The 12,657-nt window shown below is 57.8% G+C and carries 10 protein-coding genes; 6 read left to right on the top strand and 4 right to left on the bottom strand.

Annotation, left to right across the window (positions count from 1 at the left end):
• Window positions 1-117 precede the first annotated feature (117 nt).
• Window positions 118-1,608, top strand: coding sequence for a lipopolysaccharide biosynthesis protein (locus SAZ10_RS15080; protein ID WP_318610060.1), 1,491 nt, complete (start codon window positions 118-120; stop codon window positions 1,606-1,608).
• Here SAZ10_RS15080 and SAZ10_RS15075 read toward each other — a convergent pair.
• The 3 genes from SAZ10_RS15075 to SAZ10_RS15065 are packed head-to-tail and all read right to left on the bottom strand — an operon-like array spanning window position 1,605 to window position 5,027.
• A complete protein-coding gene (locus SAZ10_RS15075) occupies window positions 1,605-3,014 on the bottom strand; it encodes an O-antigen ligase family protein (protein ID WP_318610059.1) in 1,410 nt (469 codons plus the stop codon). The genes SAZ10_RS15080 and SAZ10_RS15075 overlap by 4 nt on opposite strands.
• A gap of 52 nt (window positions 3,015-3,066) precedes the next feature.
• Window positions 3,067-3,738, bottom strand: a complete 672-nt coding sequence (locus SAZ10_RS15070; protein ID WP_318610058.1) for a hypothetical protein — start codon at window positions 3,736-3,738, stop codon at window positions 3,067-3,069.
• The gene (locus SAZ10_RS15065) at window positions 3,735-5,027 is read right to left on the bottom strand and encodes a polysaccharide biosynthesis/export family protein (RefSeq protein ID WP_318610057.1); all 1,293 of its coding nucleotides are present in this window, start codon (window positions 5,025-5,027) and stop codon (window positions 3,735-3,737) included. The genes SAZ10_RS15070 and SAZ10_RS15065 overlap by 4 nt, the downstream gene beginning before the upstream one ends.
• Window positions 5,028-5,271: 244 nt before the next feature.
• On the opposite strand from SAZ10_RS15065, the gene SAZ10_RS15060 reads away from it, so the two are divergent.
• The 4 genes from SAZ10_RS15060 (at window position 5,272) to SAZ10_RS15045 (ending at window position 9,629) form a co-directional block, all read left to right on the top strand.
• Window positions 5,272-6,468, top strand: coding sequence for a glycosyltransferase family 2 protein (locus SAZ10_RS15060; RefSeq protein ID WP_318610056.1), 1,197 nt, complete (start codon window positions 5,272-5,274; stop codon window positions 6,466-6,468).
• Window positions 6,469-7,292: 824 nt separating this feature from the next.
• Window positions 7,293-7,934, top strand: coding sequence for a sugar transferase (locus tag SAZ10_RS15055; protein ID WP_318610055.1), 642 nt, complete (start codon window positions 7,293-7,295; stop codon window positions 7,932-7,934).
• Between the two features lie 129 nt (window positions 7,935-8,063).
• A complete protein-coding gene (locus SAZ10_RS15050) occupies window positions 8,064-9,131 on the top strand; it encodes a polysaccharide deacetylase family protein (RefSeq protein WP_318610054.1) in 1,068 nt (355 codons plus the stop codon).
• A gap of 210 nt (window positions 9,132-9,341) precedes the next feature.
• Window positions 9,342-9,629, top strand: coding sequence for a hypothetical protein (locus SAZ10_RS15045; RefSeq protein ID WP_318610053.1), 288 nt, complete (start codon window positions 9,342-9,344; stop codon window positions 9,627-9,629).
• Here the strand turns inward: SAZ10_RS15045 and SAZ10_RS15040 are convergent.
• On the bottom strand, window positions 9,608-10,606 hold the full coding sequence (locus SAZ10_RS15040; protein ID WP_318610052.1) for a glycosyltransferase: 999 nt from the start codon (window positions 10,604-10,606) through the stop codon (window positions 9,608-9,610). The genes SAZ10_RS15045 and SAZ10_RS15040 overlap by 22 nt on opposite strands.
• A gap of 254 nt (window positions 10,607-10,860) precedes the next feature.
• Between SAZ10_RS15040 and SAZ10_RS15035 the strand changes: the two genes are divergently transcribed.
• Window positions 10,861-11,742, top strand: a complete 882-nt coding sequence (locus tag SAZ10_RS15035) for an FkbM family methyltransferase (protein WP_318610051.1) — start codon at window positions 10,861-10,863, stop codon at window positions 11,740-11,742.
• Window positions 11,743-12,657 lie beyond the last annotated feature (915 nt).

Genomic DNA, 12,657 nt, shown 5'->3' with positions numbered 1-12,657 from the left:
GCCTCGCACGATCAGTCTTTTCCAGAGCCGGAACCTCTGGGAAGATTGATCCTTATAGGCTGCAGCGCACTCGCGGCAAAATCGAGGCCGTCGACGTGAGCGCCTGGGAGGCGGGATTTGCCGCGATCCTTGACGGCCAACGTTGTAGCGAACTCTGCGGGCGCTGTCGTAAACGCCCTCAGCGGCTTGGTGACGGCCGCCTATCTCCTGCGCCAGCTCGGTGTGAACGAATTCGGCACATGGGCGCTCGTCGTCTCTACGACATCCCTGCTTTGGCTGCTGGACCTCGGGATGACGGTAGCGGTGGGGCGACTGATCGCCGCGCAACGTGCAAACGACAACGTGGCCGAAATCAGCCGGATTCTCACCACTGCGGTCGCGGTGCTCGGTGCCTGCTGCCTCGCAATAGTATTGGTCAGCTGGTTCATGCCATGGGCCTTCAATGCCTTCTTTCAAATGCCGCCCGAGAAGGCACCAGATGTGGCTCGGGCCGTATGGCTGATGGGGCTCGCCAGCGCGATCCATTTCGTGGCTGCGCCATACACCTGTTTCTTGTGGGGCTATGAGCGTTTCGACCTGATGAACTCGGTCGAAATCCCGTCCATGCTTCTTCGACTGGCGATGCTGTTCGTTTTCGTCGGCGCGGGATCCGCGATCTGGGTCATTGCCGCGTGCACGCTCTTCACCGGGTGTCTTGCCGCCGTCGGCTACATGGTGACTAGTTTCGTTCTCGAGCGAAGGCTCTCGCTGCGGCCAGGCCTGTTCAAGATCCGGATCGCTGCTCAGATCATTCGCACGGGGCTGGAATTCGCAGTCATGAACGGCACCAGATCCCTGGTGCTTCAACTGCCCCCAATCATCATCGGCTACACGCTCGGGACTGGGAGCGTCGCGATCTTTTCCATCGCCCGTCAGCTTTCCACCAACTGCAACTCATTTGTTTCTGCCGCTACCGAGGCAGTCGCGGCCCGATCGGTTCAGCTCTTCCAGGTGGACGCCGAGGTAGACCAGCGAAGACTTCTGCTGATGGGAGGCCGATACAACGCCGCATTGAGCTGCTTTCTTACCTTCGGGCTTTTGCTCATGGGGGATAGCTTCATTCACCTGTGGCAGGGCGGGCGAGCTCCTGGCGCCTATGAGCAGCTGACAATATTGCTGGCGGGAGAGTTCTTCGCGCTGTCCCAGTGGACGACGTTCTGGGTGATCATGGGAATGAGAATGCAGAGGGCTCTCACGCTCTTCTCGGCCGGTGAAGGGCTGACCATCCTCGCCGCGAGCGCCTTGTTGGTCGGATTTTGGGGTCTCGCTGGAATTGCTGTAGCAGCAGCTGTTGCGGCAGCGCTCTGGAGAGGAGTGGCGCCGCTGTTCTACGGCTTCAGACTTCTGAATGTGCCGGTTAGGGAATACGCAAGCCAGGTCGTTCTGCCCAATCTGATTGTCTCTCTTCCTGCAGTGATGATCGGCTATGCGATCGACCATTGGCTCCAGCCTCGTGATTGGACCACGCTGATCCTGGCAGCTATCTTCTACGCGGCAGCGTTCGCAGCTTTGCTTTATCCGGCCATGCGCGGTGAACCGCAGATGATGGCACCCGCTTCCGAAAACTAAGGCAGCCTGACGAAAGGCGGAGCAAGTTGCTGGTTGGCAGGCCGACTTGAGCGGGATTGGGTTTGGTGGGCGTCGTGCACAACCTCGGTGGCCGCCCATCGTGAAAGCGCCGCGGACATCGCCAGGATGACGTACAGGATCCAGTCATATGCCTGGCTGAGGAATGATCCGCCCACGCACAAGCCAACCAAGGCCAGCAAAGTCGCGCTGGTAAAGCCCTGCATCTCTCGGGCGTCGGCCCTTTGCGACAGAAGGCGGTCGGTCCTGATCAGGGAGCGGAATGCCAGCACTATTATCGTTATGAAAACCAGAAGACCTGGAACGCCGACCTCGCCAAGAACCTGGAACCAGATGCTGTGCGCTGTAATCGGCCGGTCAAGCCAGACGGGAGTATAAGTGTAGAATTCATTCGCGAAATTGTTCATCCCGACTCCGGTCAAAGGGCGATCGATCGCCATGCCAATGGCTGCCTGCCAGGCATACAGCCGACCATTTGCGGACTCGTCGGTCAGATCCGCATCTCCCCCCGAGACGCGTTGAGAAAGGTCCATGCCGAAATAGAGCCCGGCTACCACAGCAGGCACGATGACGAGGATCGTGCCACGCGACTTCAACATGCGCGCCACGCCGACGCCAATCACGGCGACAAACGCGAGAAGGCCGCCACGGCTTTGCGTGCAGATGACCGCCGCTGTCGCTACGGCGGTTGCCGCAATGCCGAGTGTTCGGTCACCGGCGCGCGTGGGCGAGAGCAAGAGAGAAAGAGCGTAACTGAGTGAAAAGATCAGCGTCAGCGCCAGAACGTTGGGGTCGCTGAGGGGCGAGCCGAACTCTGCAGCCAGCGCAGACCGGGTAAGCTCGACGAGTCCGGTTCCACTCACCCTATTCCAGATGGTCATAGCCCCGATCAATGTTCCCGAAAACGTGATGAAATAAGTCGCCGAACGAAAGTCTGAAGGCTCTTGCATAGACCAAGCCAATGCGAGGGTAATCATGATTAGCTTTATGTAGTTCTCGCTCCAGTATGAGTAGGCAAGATCATATGTTTTTGCAAAGAAGACGCCGAGCGATACAATAGCAAAGAATGTCAGCATCGCTATCAGTTCGTGGGAAAGAAATGGTTTAACGCGGCGAGACAGGAACATATGCCAGAGCACCGACGCCAGACCCAGTTCGCTCAACAGCAGGGGGATTTGCATCGGTTGCAGGACGGGAAGGACCTCGTGTATCCGGAATACTGAAAATATAACAAATAACATCAGAAACGCAGACGGCCAGCTTAGAGCAGAGACTATGCAGACGAACAGTATTACGACGAGTAGCGGCGTATAGGGATTGGTGGACATGCGCCAAGCCAGCGAGACGAGAAGCGCCGAACATGCAGCTATCAAGAGCTGGAGATTCATCTGACCAACTTCAGGCCTCCAGCTCCGAGCTTTGCCAAGCGCATCCGATCCCTCAATTCAGCAATTCGCTCGTCAGGGCCCAAGCCTGAACGCGCTTGCGAAGCCAAGGCAGAGGCCAAAGAATCCAGCCGCAGACGCGTGCAATCTGTGCGCCCACGCTCGCATAGCCGCTTTCGTTGAGGACGACGCCTGCGATGCGACAGCGCGCCGCCTGCAGCCTCGCGACGGCGGTTCTCAGCATCTGTCGCCTGACTGAGCCGGGCTTGCAGGTCAGCAGTACGTAGTCACAGGCTGCGCCGATCGGAAGCGGATTGAGGGTCGTAGCCGTGACCGTGAGCACAGGTCCCAGCTGCAGGATGACAAATTGATAGCTCTCGAGGTACTGCGCGAGGACTTGCCTGAGTTGAGCGGTGTCGGCAAAGACGTACGGACTGCTGGCGCCTGGATGCACTTCGATTATATCCAGGCATTGGATACTGTGGACCATGCGATCTGTTGCCAATGCGTCTGAAATCGACAAGGAGTCGTCATCGGCATGGCCGATCGGCTTTAGGAAATTGATCAGCAAAACCGACTGCCTTGATCGCGCCAGAAACTCAGCCACCGATTGAGAGATGGATGAAACCGCGTTGTCGAGGTCCGGCGTGGTGAAGCCGATAATCCTCCCGTCGTTGCTCGAGATTGCAACGACGATGTCCTCCAGTTGACGCAGCTCGATATTCATTGAGATCTGTCAGCGGCTGTTCGCTCTTTGTCGTCTGTTGCCCCCGGTCCGCTCACGTGGCGAGTGACCAGCAAGACGTCGCCCGGCCGGAGATAGGATGATGTCTTGGCGGTGAGCTGGCGTTCCCCGCTCTCGTTGCGCCGAACGATCGTGTACTCAGTCGTGGGTTGGGGGAGGGAGGCTGTTCCACGAACATGCTCACCCTGCGCGCTCTGCTCGCGGTATGTCTGGTTGGCGGCTTGGTAGTCAATCTCGATCTGCGCCAGCTCTGCCTGTTTGCTCGAAATCTCGGTGTCGATTGCTGCCTTGCGGTCCTCTTTCAGCGTGACGGCATTTTGCTGCAGCCCCGCGACGACACCTTGCACCCGCGCCCGCGAGACCGCGATTTCGATGGCCTTCTCTTCAAGTTGCGAGATTCTGAGCTCCCCCTCCAGCGATCGTTCCTTCTCCACCAGGCCCTTTTGAAGCAGTGTGGCGACGCGGCCCTGCATCTCCCGCAATTTCTGCAGTTGCTCATCGACCCGAGCTGCCTGGTCGTTCAATCCCTGCAATTCCTGCTCGGCAGTGTTGCTGCCGTTCTCCAGCGACGACAATTGCTTCGTGAGGGCCGCGCTACGTGCATCCATAAGCGCTTGCTGCTCCAAGATCAGGGATGTCGCCTCTCCTTTTCCGGCGAGCTCGATGAGTTCGGGGGGGATGGCAATCTTGTTCAGCCCTTCCTTCTCCGCCTTCAGGCGTGCGACGCTCGCCAGCAGGCGATTTCGCTGATCTTCAATCTTGCGCAACGTCTTGTCGGTGTCGATCATGCTGCCGCCGCCCGCGGTTTGTTCTTGTGGGCGGAAAAGCCCCCCTGCCAATGCCTCGGCCTGAAGCACGGTCAACCCCGGCCGCCATTCTATCGAGCCGGATCTGCTGACATCACCTGAGACGAAAATCGGGCGATAGGCGGCGATTTCCGCGGTGACGTAAGTAGCATTCCCGGCAAGCTCGGTGGCACGCTTTGCGATCAGCTGTTCCAGCCCAACAAGCGAGAGGCCAGCAACATTCATTCTCCCGACCACCGGCACCGAAAGCGTGTTGTCAGGCGAGACACGGTAATCACCCGATAGCTCTGGATGGTCCTGAAACCTCAGCGAAAGACGTTCGGCAAACGTGATATCCGGGACCGGTAGGGTCTCCAGATCTTCCTTGCTCGCAGGCTCGCCCTCAGATTGGGCAAAGGCGGAAAGGGAGCAGGCGAGAACGATGGCACCTGCAGCCGCATAGCGCATCAACCGGGATGAACTCATTGCCCGCCACCGCTCCGTTGCGCCTTCTGATATGGAGCGCGGCGACGGATGGGCTAGGGGAGGTAGCCCCACAGGTATTTTGGGGTCCGGCGTCGGCTGATAGCAGATAAGCGGCCGCCGCCCAGCTTCGATACTCCCATACATTAGGAAAAGATAAACCATGCCTTGCCGGCTCGGCAAGGCGACATACCTAAGCTCACCTGGAGGGCGCGCTGCGAGGGGTGCTGCCCGCGTAAAGGATTTCATGGTCGCGGTGCTGGCACTCTGCGCGGCGCTTATGCTGTACCACCATGCCGCTTACCCGTTGCTTCTGCGGGTGTTTGGCCGTTGGTTCGGGGACAGGCATTCGACGACCTCGCGAGCAGACACTGAAACTTTACCCACGGTGGGCTTGCTGGTCCCTGCTCACAACGAAGAGAAGTCCATCACACAAAAAGTTCGGAATTGCGCGGAGCTGGAGTATGCGCCGGGAAAACTGTCGGTAACGGTCGTACTCGACGGTTGCGAGGACGCAACCGAGCGCTTGGCAAGAAAGGAAGCCAACGAAAATCCGAACGTCGAGCTGAACCTGATATGTTTCGACAGGAATATCGGGAAGGTGGCGGTGCTCAACCGGGTGATACCGGAACTCCAGGCGGATCTTGTGGCACTGAGCGATGTGTCAGCGGTCCTGAAACCGGATGCGCTGACGCGGGCGGCCGCTCATTTCTCCGATCCGGGTGTCGGCGTGGTCTGCGGGACTTACATCATGCCCGACGACGCATCCCCCGGAGAACGGGCATACTGGGATTACCAGGTCCGGATCAAATCGGACGAAGCGGCCGTATCCGCCCCGATGGGCGCCCATGGTGCATTCTACGTGTTTCGCCGAAAACTCTTCACCCCGCTGGATCGAGACACCATCAACGATGATTTTGTGCTTCCCATGCGAATGGTGGATGGCGGGTGGCGGGCGATATACGATCAAACGGTTGTGGCAACTGAACTGGAGGCAACGGCCAACAAGCAGGATTTTCGCCGGCGGGTCCGGATAGGCGCCGGCAATCTTCAGCAAACGCTGCTGCTTCGAAATCTGGCCAATCCTGCGCGCCCGCGGCTCGCTTTTGTCTTCATCTCGGGAAAGGCACTGCGATCCGTGATGCCTTTTGTTCTGCTGGCCCTCTTCATCGCTTCAGTCTGGCTCGCGATCTTTACTGCTCCGATATGGCGAAAACTGGTCGCGCTGGAACTGGCCGGCGGCGTGATGGCTGCTGCGGGAGCATTGTTTCCCGCACGGTCGCCCAAGATGCTGACCTCGTTCAGCTACTGGTTGCAGGGGTATCTCGCATCGGGAATTGGAGCAGTTCTCCTGCTGACTGGGCACGCGCGAGCCGCGTGGCAAGTTTCCAACTGGAGTCGAGGGCACCGGCCGGTTGGATCGCGGCTCAAGCCAAAAGGCTAGAGCTCCGTCCGTTCAAATTGGATCGCCACGCGGCTCTCGATCTCTTTCCCTTGGGATCGGACTCATGGAGGTGTGTAGACGTTCGCGAGATGCCGGCCTGCAAATGGCAATTTCCTGCGCTTCCGGCGCTTACCTATCGGCATGTATGCGCCGCTTCGGTTCTCAAAAACGACTATTTTCGGCTCGGCCTGATGCGGATCTCCGCATACCTCGAACCGCTTCAATGATCCCGGATGCTGGCCTGTTGCACCTCGTCGCCAGAGCGCCGCTTACATCATCTGCGAGCGGCCCTGGGCGGCGTATTTGGCAACCGATTGGCATTTGTCGCGTTCAGCGCATTACTGTGTTAGGCTAGCAAACATGTCGCGTTTGCGCGCGGCCCGAGTTGAGTAAGCGCGCCTCTCAGGCAGAACCTTATGATGACCGCGGCTGTAGAACACATATGATTTTCATCTTGGTAATTGCTCTCGTTGGCGAAGTTGTCGCTTTGGCGGTTTTGATTCCGATGTACGGATTCATCGCCGGCTTTCTTCTTGCGCCTGCAGGCGGAGCGATTTTTGGTATTGGCGCCGCTGCCTACTTGGTCTGGGGCAAGCGTTCTCGCCCTGTGAGCGGGTCAGTTAATTCTGAATCTCCTGACGAGTCGACAGGATAATAATCGACAGCTCTCTCGGCTCTCCCTTTTCGCTGATCTCGGCTGCGCGCTTTTCGCGGCGTGCGCGCTTTGAATCGATTTTATTCAAATCGCTTACGCTTTATCAGGAACAATGGTTTTCCCGGTTCGTTGGACCCCTTACCCGACATTTGCTTGCAGGGCGCGCGTCATGAGCGTCAGGTTGTTTGATAGGGTCGGCGGACGAGAAATCGCGGGGCTGCCGACGTTCCATTATGTCGAGGTCAAGCGAATTTTCGATATCTTGTTCGTGGTCCTCGTCGCTCCGGCGACCATATTGCTTCTGGCAATTTGCGCGCTGGCTATCTTGGTCTCGATGGGAAGACCAATCCTGTTCAGGCAGGAGAGGGTCGGAAAGGGCGGGCGTGTTTTCAACATGTGCAAGTTACGCACAATGGAAACACGTCACGGGTCCGGTGTCGTCGCGACGGTGAGGGACGATCCGAGGATAACTCCGCTTGGGCACTGGTTGCGATTGGCGCATTTCGATGAGCTGCCGCAACTTTGGAATATTCTGAAGGGCGATATGAGTTTGATTGGGCCTCGGCCCGAGCAGCCAGCTCTGGTCGAGGCCTATCGCATGGCGCTGCCGGAATATGATCTCCGGCACTCGGTTGTTCCAGGCCTTACGGGATGGGCCCAAGTATACTATGGGTACGCGGCTGACCTGGATGAAACGCGGCAGAAACTAATATTTGACCTATATTACGTACGAAATATCAGCTTTCGTCTGGATCTTAAGATATTTCTACGAACATTTATGATATACGCCAACAGTAAATATGTGCGTTAGGAGCGTCTCCCAACGATCGGATCGAGGAGTGCGCCGCGGTTTTCGGTTCGGTGCGAAAACGAAGAGACAGAGCGGCATGGCGATCCAACTTGAACGTGGGCCGGTGTAAGATAACGCGGGCGCGATTCAATGCTGAAGACCGCAAAGCTGTTCGTTTTGCAGGCCGCTGAGCGCGCCGGTGGTTGCACGATGGTGGCCAACAGTCGATGGCGAAGAAATCGGCTGTTGATCTTGTGTTATCATGGGGTGGCGCGCGCAGACGAGCATCTTTGGAACCCGCAGCTCTATCTTTCTCCAGCACTGTTCGAAGAACGGTTGCAGGCCATATGTCGGGGTGGGTTCAACGTCGTGCCGCTTGGACCGGCGCTGCAGCAACTGCACGATGGCGAGCTGCCGGCAAGATCACTTTGTATAACATTCGACGACGGGTTTGCGGACTTCTATTCTCAGGCCTATCCCTTGCTGAGGAAGTACGGATTTCCCGCTTCGGTCTATTTGACAAGCTATTACTCGTCTCATCAGCTTCCAGTATTCGATGTCATGTGCAGCTATCTCCTGTGGAAGGGACGAGCGCGCACCCTCGATTCCGGCCAATTTGGTGGGGATCTCGGCCGGGTGAAGCTGGCTAGCGGCGAGACTCGGGCGCGCCTGACGGCTTTGATCAGGCATTTTGCCGCGAGCGAAGGCTTGTCGTCGTCGGAGAAGGACCTCCTGCTGAGCCGTCTCGCCACCGAACTCGGCGTCGACTATGGTTCGACGATCGGCTCCCGGATCCTCCATATCATGTCGGCCGACGAGCTGCGGCAGCTTGATCCAGCCCTGGTGCAACTGGAGCTTCACACGCATAGGCATCGGGTGCCGCTCAACGAAGAGCTGTTCAAGCAGGAGATCGCCGAAAACAGGGACTACATTGCTCGGATTACCGACGGTCGAAAGAGGCCGGTTCACTTTTGCTATCCGAGCGGTGTCACGCACCCAGGTTTTCTTCCGTGGTTGGATGAATTAGGGATCGTGTCGGCGACCACATGCGAACCGGGCTTGTCGAGTCGCCGCTGCAATCTGCTATCGCTGCCAAGATTTCTGGACAGCAGTACCGTTTCCCCGGTTGAGTTCTCTGCGTGGTTGGCGGGATTTGCTCATAAGCTTCCTCGCCGTAACCTCGTGCATCCCGCCGCGAGTGCAAGCGGGTTGATCTAACTGTATGGTTGGCCCTCTCAGGGCACAGGCGTCGATGATCCGCAGAACCCCCCAGTTCGATCATCGTTGAACCGCCTCCCTATTCCTCGGCAACGAAGTTTGAAATGCCGCAAAGGAACTTGCAGGTCTGAGAGGAGTTGAAGCCCGGCTGAACATTCTTGGTTCAAAATCCAATTTCGAGGACGGTGTCTCGAGCGGGAGGATTTATCGATGGGTATCGCTCGGCAAGTCATCCAATATGAACGGAAAGAGGAGCACTTTTTGCGGCGGCTGGGTGGAGCCCTGCTGATCCACTGGGATTCAGTTCCAACCGACGTCCAGGAACTTTTGATTCAGCAGGCCGCCGAAATGCTGGACCCGATCTGGGTTTTCGAATGTGAACCGAAGATAAGAGACTTCATCGCAACTCACAGCGGAGATGCAGCCGTTTTTCATGAACCCCGCATATACGGGCCCCTGCAGGCGACGCACTACAATCAGTTTCGCAAAGAATCGTAGGTCGGTTGTTGCGGTCGCGACAGTTGCCACCGCACAATGCAATCGATGATCCGGTTGTACAGCTCCGTCTCGCCGCCGACCCAGCTGGCATATTGACGACCAGCCTCGGCGGTGCGGAGGCGCAGCTGATCATCCTCCCATGTCCGCCGGATCAAGTTTCGCAGGGCCGCAGCATTCTCCGGCGGGAAGGTCAAAACCTCGGTTGCGAATAGGTCGGACACTCCAGGTCCCTCCGAAGCAATCACGCACTTTCCCAAAGCCATCGCGTTCAGACATATACTTATACCCGACGCCGCGATGCTGTGTTTCAGGATCGGCAAAACCACGAGCTTCGCATCTCCCAATAGGCGAATTTGGGCTGCTTCAGTGCCATCGTCGTCCAGGATTTCCACATTTTTGGGCAGGAGATCGAGCGAACGCGAAAACCGTGCCCCGTGGGCTCGGAGCTCGGAAGGGTTGGGTCGAGCGATAGCCGCGGGAAATGGAAGCTGCTCGACCGCGTCGAAAAATGTATCGAAGTCCCGCAGCGATCGGCCGAAGCACAAGACGTAGCTGCCCTCGGGATTGGCGGAAAGTGCGTGCCGTTCCGTCAGGTTCACCTTGAAGGGAACAAACGAGCTGCGATCCGGGCCAATGCCGAACACCCGCTCGTATCCGCCGAGATCTCTAAACACATGGATGTGGTGATCGACGCGCGCCAGAATAGACTTCTTGATCGGCAGCAGAAGTCGATCCTGCAGACGCATTGGCTCACGCAGAACGAGATCGAACGTGATGATCGGCGGACGATCCTTCCAAAATAGGGTTGCAAGGACTAGCTCCTGCAAGAGGGGAGGGTGACAGTCGACCATCCAGACGGTCCCGGCACCCCGATGCCGAAAAAACTCTTTGGCTGAACCCGCGTGAACGGTGTTGCCCGTTACGCCCGACGAGCTCCAGGCCGGGGGAAAGCGTTCCGTGTTGGTGACGATCAGCATTCCGCGTCGCCTGGCATCGTCGGCATTTCTTCGACCAATGACGCGGTCACAGACATTGAAGGGCCTACGCGGTGCTCCATATCCGACAAAGCTAATGAACGTCAGGAACATGACCAGAGTTCGGCAGGTCGGTCGTCGTTGAGTTGAAGGTGTCTCACGCTGCGGCCTCCAGTTCGAGAATGGACGGAGACCGGATTTCGAGCATTGCGCATATGGGACGGGACGACCGCCGGCTGGTTTTGGGGAGAGAGGGCGTGCCGACGCAACCAATACTGGCTCACGAGCCCCTCCTGTTCACCGCTCTGAAGGCCCTTTGCCGCAGCAGACTCCGCGGCGGATATCGGCTGTTCGCGGTCGCAGAAAGGTTCAGCCTGCTGCGAGGGTTCATCCGTTATTTTGTAGATGCCGAGCATCCGATCTACGTTCCCGTAGGAATGCGCTGGGATCGAACTGATATTCTGAATTATGAACGTGAGCTGGTCCGTGCGATCACCGAAAAAGCCAGCGCGATGCCGTCTGGCGTGACGCTGGTCGACTGCGGAGCGGACTTCGGTTTGATCTCAGTGCTGCTCCTGTCGCAGCTCCCGGCGATCACTGACGTGGTGGCCTTTGAACCCAACGATGAAGCCCATGCTGCTTTGGCTTTGACTCTATCCAACCAGCTGTGCAGGGCGCGGGCGCTCTGCGCGGCCGTGGGCAGCTATGTCGGTTTTGGGGAGCTCTGCACGCCCGATTATGATCAGGATGGACATGCTCGATACCTGGCGCCCGCCGAGCGCGACGGAATACCCGTGACCACCATTGACTCTGTGCTGGCGCATCGGCCCGAGCATTGCATCATCAAACTCGATATCGAGGGGGGTGAGCTGGATGCATTGATCGGCGCCAGACAGTGTGTCGCCGCAGCCAGAATGGTTGTCATTGCGATCGAAGCTCACCCGAAGGTCGCAGCCCGAACCGGCAGGGACCCGATTGAAGTTCTGCGGTATCTGGCCGATACGCGCACGTTCGAGTTCATGGTTGCCGAGGACCCGGCACGACGATTGGACGTGTCCAGGCCCTTTTTTGAACAGGTCGAGCCAGATCGCATCTACAACATCGTCTGTACCTCGGTGGGCTGTGGACCGAATGGCTGAATCGATCCCTTCGGAACCGCCCCGAAATTGCCTCATCCACGTCGGATTCGAGCCACACTAATTTAGCAAACCTCGAATTAAGAACGGTATCGCCCAAGCGATTCGATAAAAAGAACGATAAGGATAGGGACACATGATTTGCCAGTTTGAGCCTGTGGCGCAGGCATAGCGCTCGGTCCTGATCAGATCCGGACGGCTTCTTCCTCATTGCCGTACAAAGTGCGGTGAAGCGTAATTCATAACGATGCAGCAGTGTCAGCCACAATGATCATCGTCAGGTGATCATCATCTTGGCACACGGCGGCATGCGTCCTGAATTACGGATGCCACCGGTTTCATGACGAAGAGTTTTCGAAAGGAGCACATATGTTCAGCCTTGAATATTTGGCTATGTCTTTCGGCTTGACTGACGTTGATGCGGTCAATTTTTTGGGTGGTCTCGCAGTCAATACCAGCAAAGCTGCATCGCCTATGCCGCTCGGCAGTGGACAATTGCCAATTGGCGGCCGCCAGCTAACACCAGCGCGTGATCATCAACTACGTCCGGCATACTCGCTCTGGAGACGTGACTTGTCTCGAATTGCGCCGACGCGATCGCCGCCGACTCCGTCAAGAACTATGTCGGGGCCAGCAACCGCCGCATAGGGTCGCGGTGGTTCCGACGGACTGAGCCACAGCGCTCAACAAATCCGGCAACTAAGAAAGAAAGTCAGAGTTCCCCTGACCGGGATTGCTTTGGCGCGCCCAGCGCCCGGCATCCTTTGCGCCCCTGTTGCGTGAACTCTGCAAGCCAAAGATGAGCGGCAATAGCCCGCCCAGCTCATAAGACCTGAGGCCCAGGTCACGAGCTGGACTGCTGCCGCGCATCCCAGTTGGACCTACGCGTCTGAACGAGTTGGCAGGAATGGTGCCCGC

Origin of the sequence: Mesorhizobium sp. BAC0120 (assembly GCF_033542235.1) — a bacterium.
Lineage (GTDB): Bacteria > Pseudomonadota > Alphaproteobacteria > Rhizobiales > Rhizobiaceae > JAWRCU01.
Note: the sequence above shows the minus strand (reverse complement) of the source record. Positions and strands in the feature narration are given on the sequence as shown.

What these genes read in the sequence shown, in the direction of transcription:
- SAZ10_RS15075 (WP_318610059.1), bottom strand. Translation starts at nt 3,014, where the DNA reads ATGAATCTCCAGCTCTTGATAGCTGCATGTTCGGCGCTTCTCGTCTCG.
- SAZ10_RS15070 (WP_318610058.1), bottom strand. Translation starts at nt 3,738, where the DNA reads ATGAATATCGAGCTGCGTCAACTGGAGGACATCGTCGTTGCAATCTCG.
- SAZ10_RS15065 (WP_318610057.1), bottom strand. Translation starts at nt 5,027, where the DNA reads ATGAGTTCATCCCGGTTGATGCGCTATGCGGCTGCAGGTGCCATCGTT.
- SAZ10_RS15060 (WP_318610056.1), top strand. Translation starts at nt 5,272, where the DNA reads ATGGTCGCGGTGCTGGCACTCTGCGCGGCGCTTATGCTGTACCACCAT.
- SAZ10_RS15055 (WP_318610055.1), top strand. Translation starts at nt 7,293, where the DNA reads ATGAGCGTCAGGTTGTTTGATAGGGTCGGCGGACGAGAAATCGCGGGG.
- SAZ10_RS15050 (WP_318610054.1), top strand. Translation starts at nt 8,064, where the DNA reads ATGCTGAAGACCGCAAAGCTGTTCGTTTTGCAGGCCGCTGAGCGCGCC.
- SAZ10_RS15045 (WP_318610053.1), top strand. Translation starts at nt 9,342, where the DNA reads ATGGGTATCGCTCGGCAAGTCATCCAATATGAACGGAAAGAGGAGCAC.
- SAZ10_RS15040 (WP_318610052.1), bottom strand. Translation starts at nt 10,606, where the DNA reads ATGCTGATCGTCACCAACACGGAACGCTTTCCCCCGGCCTGGAGCTCG.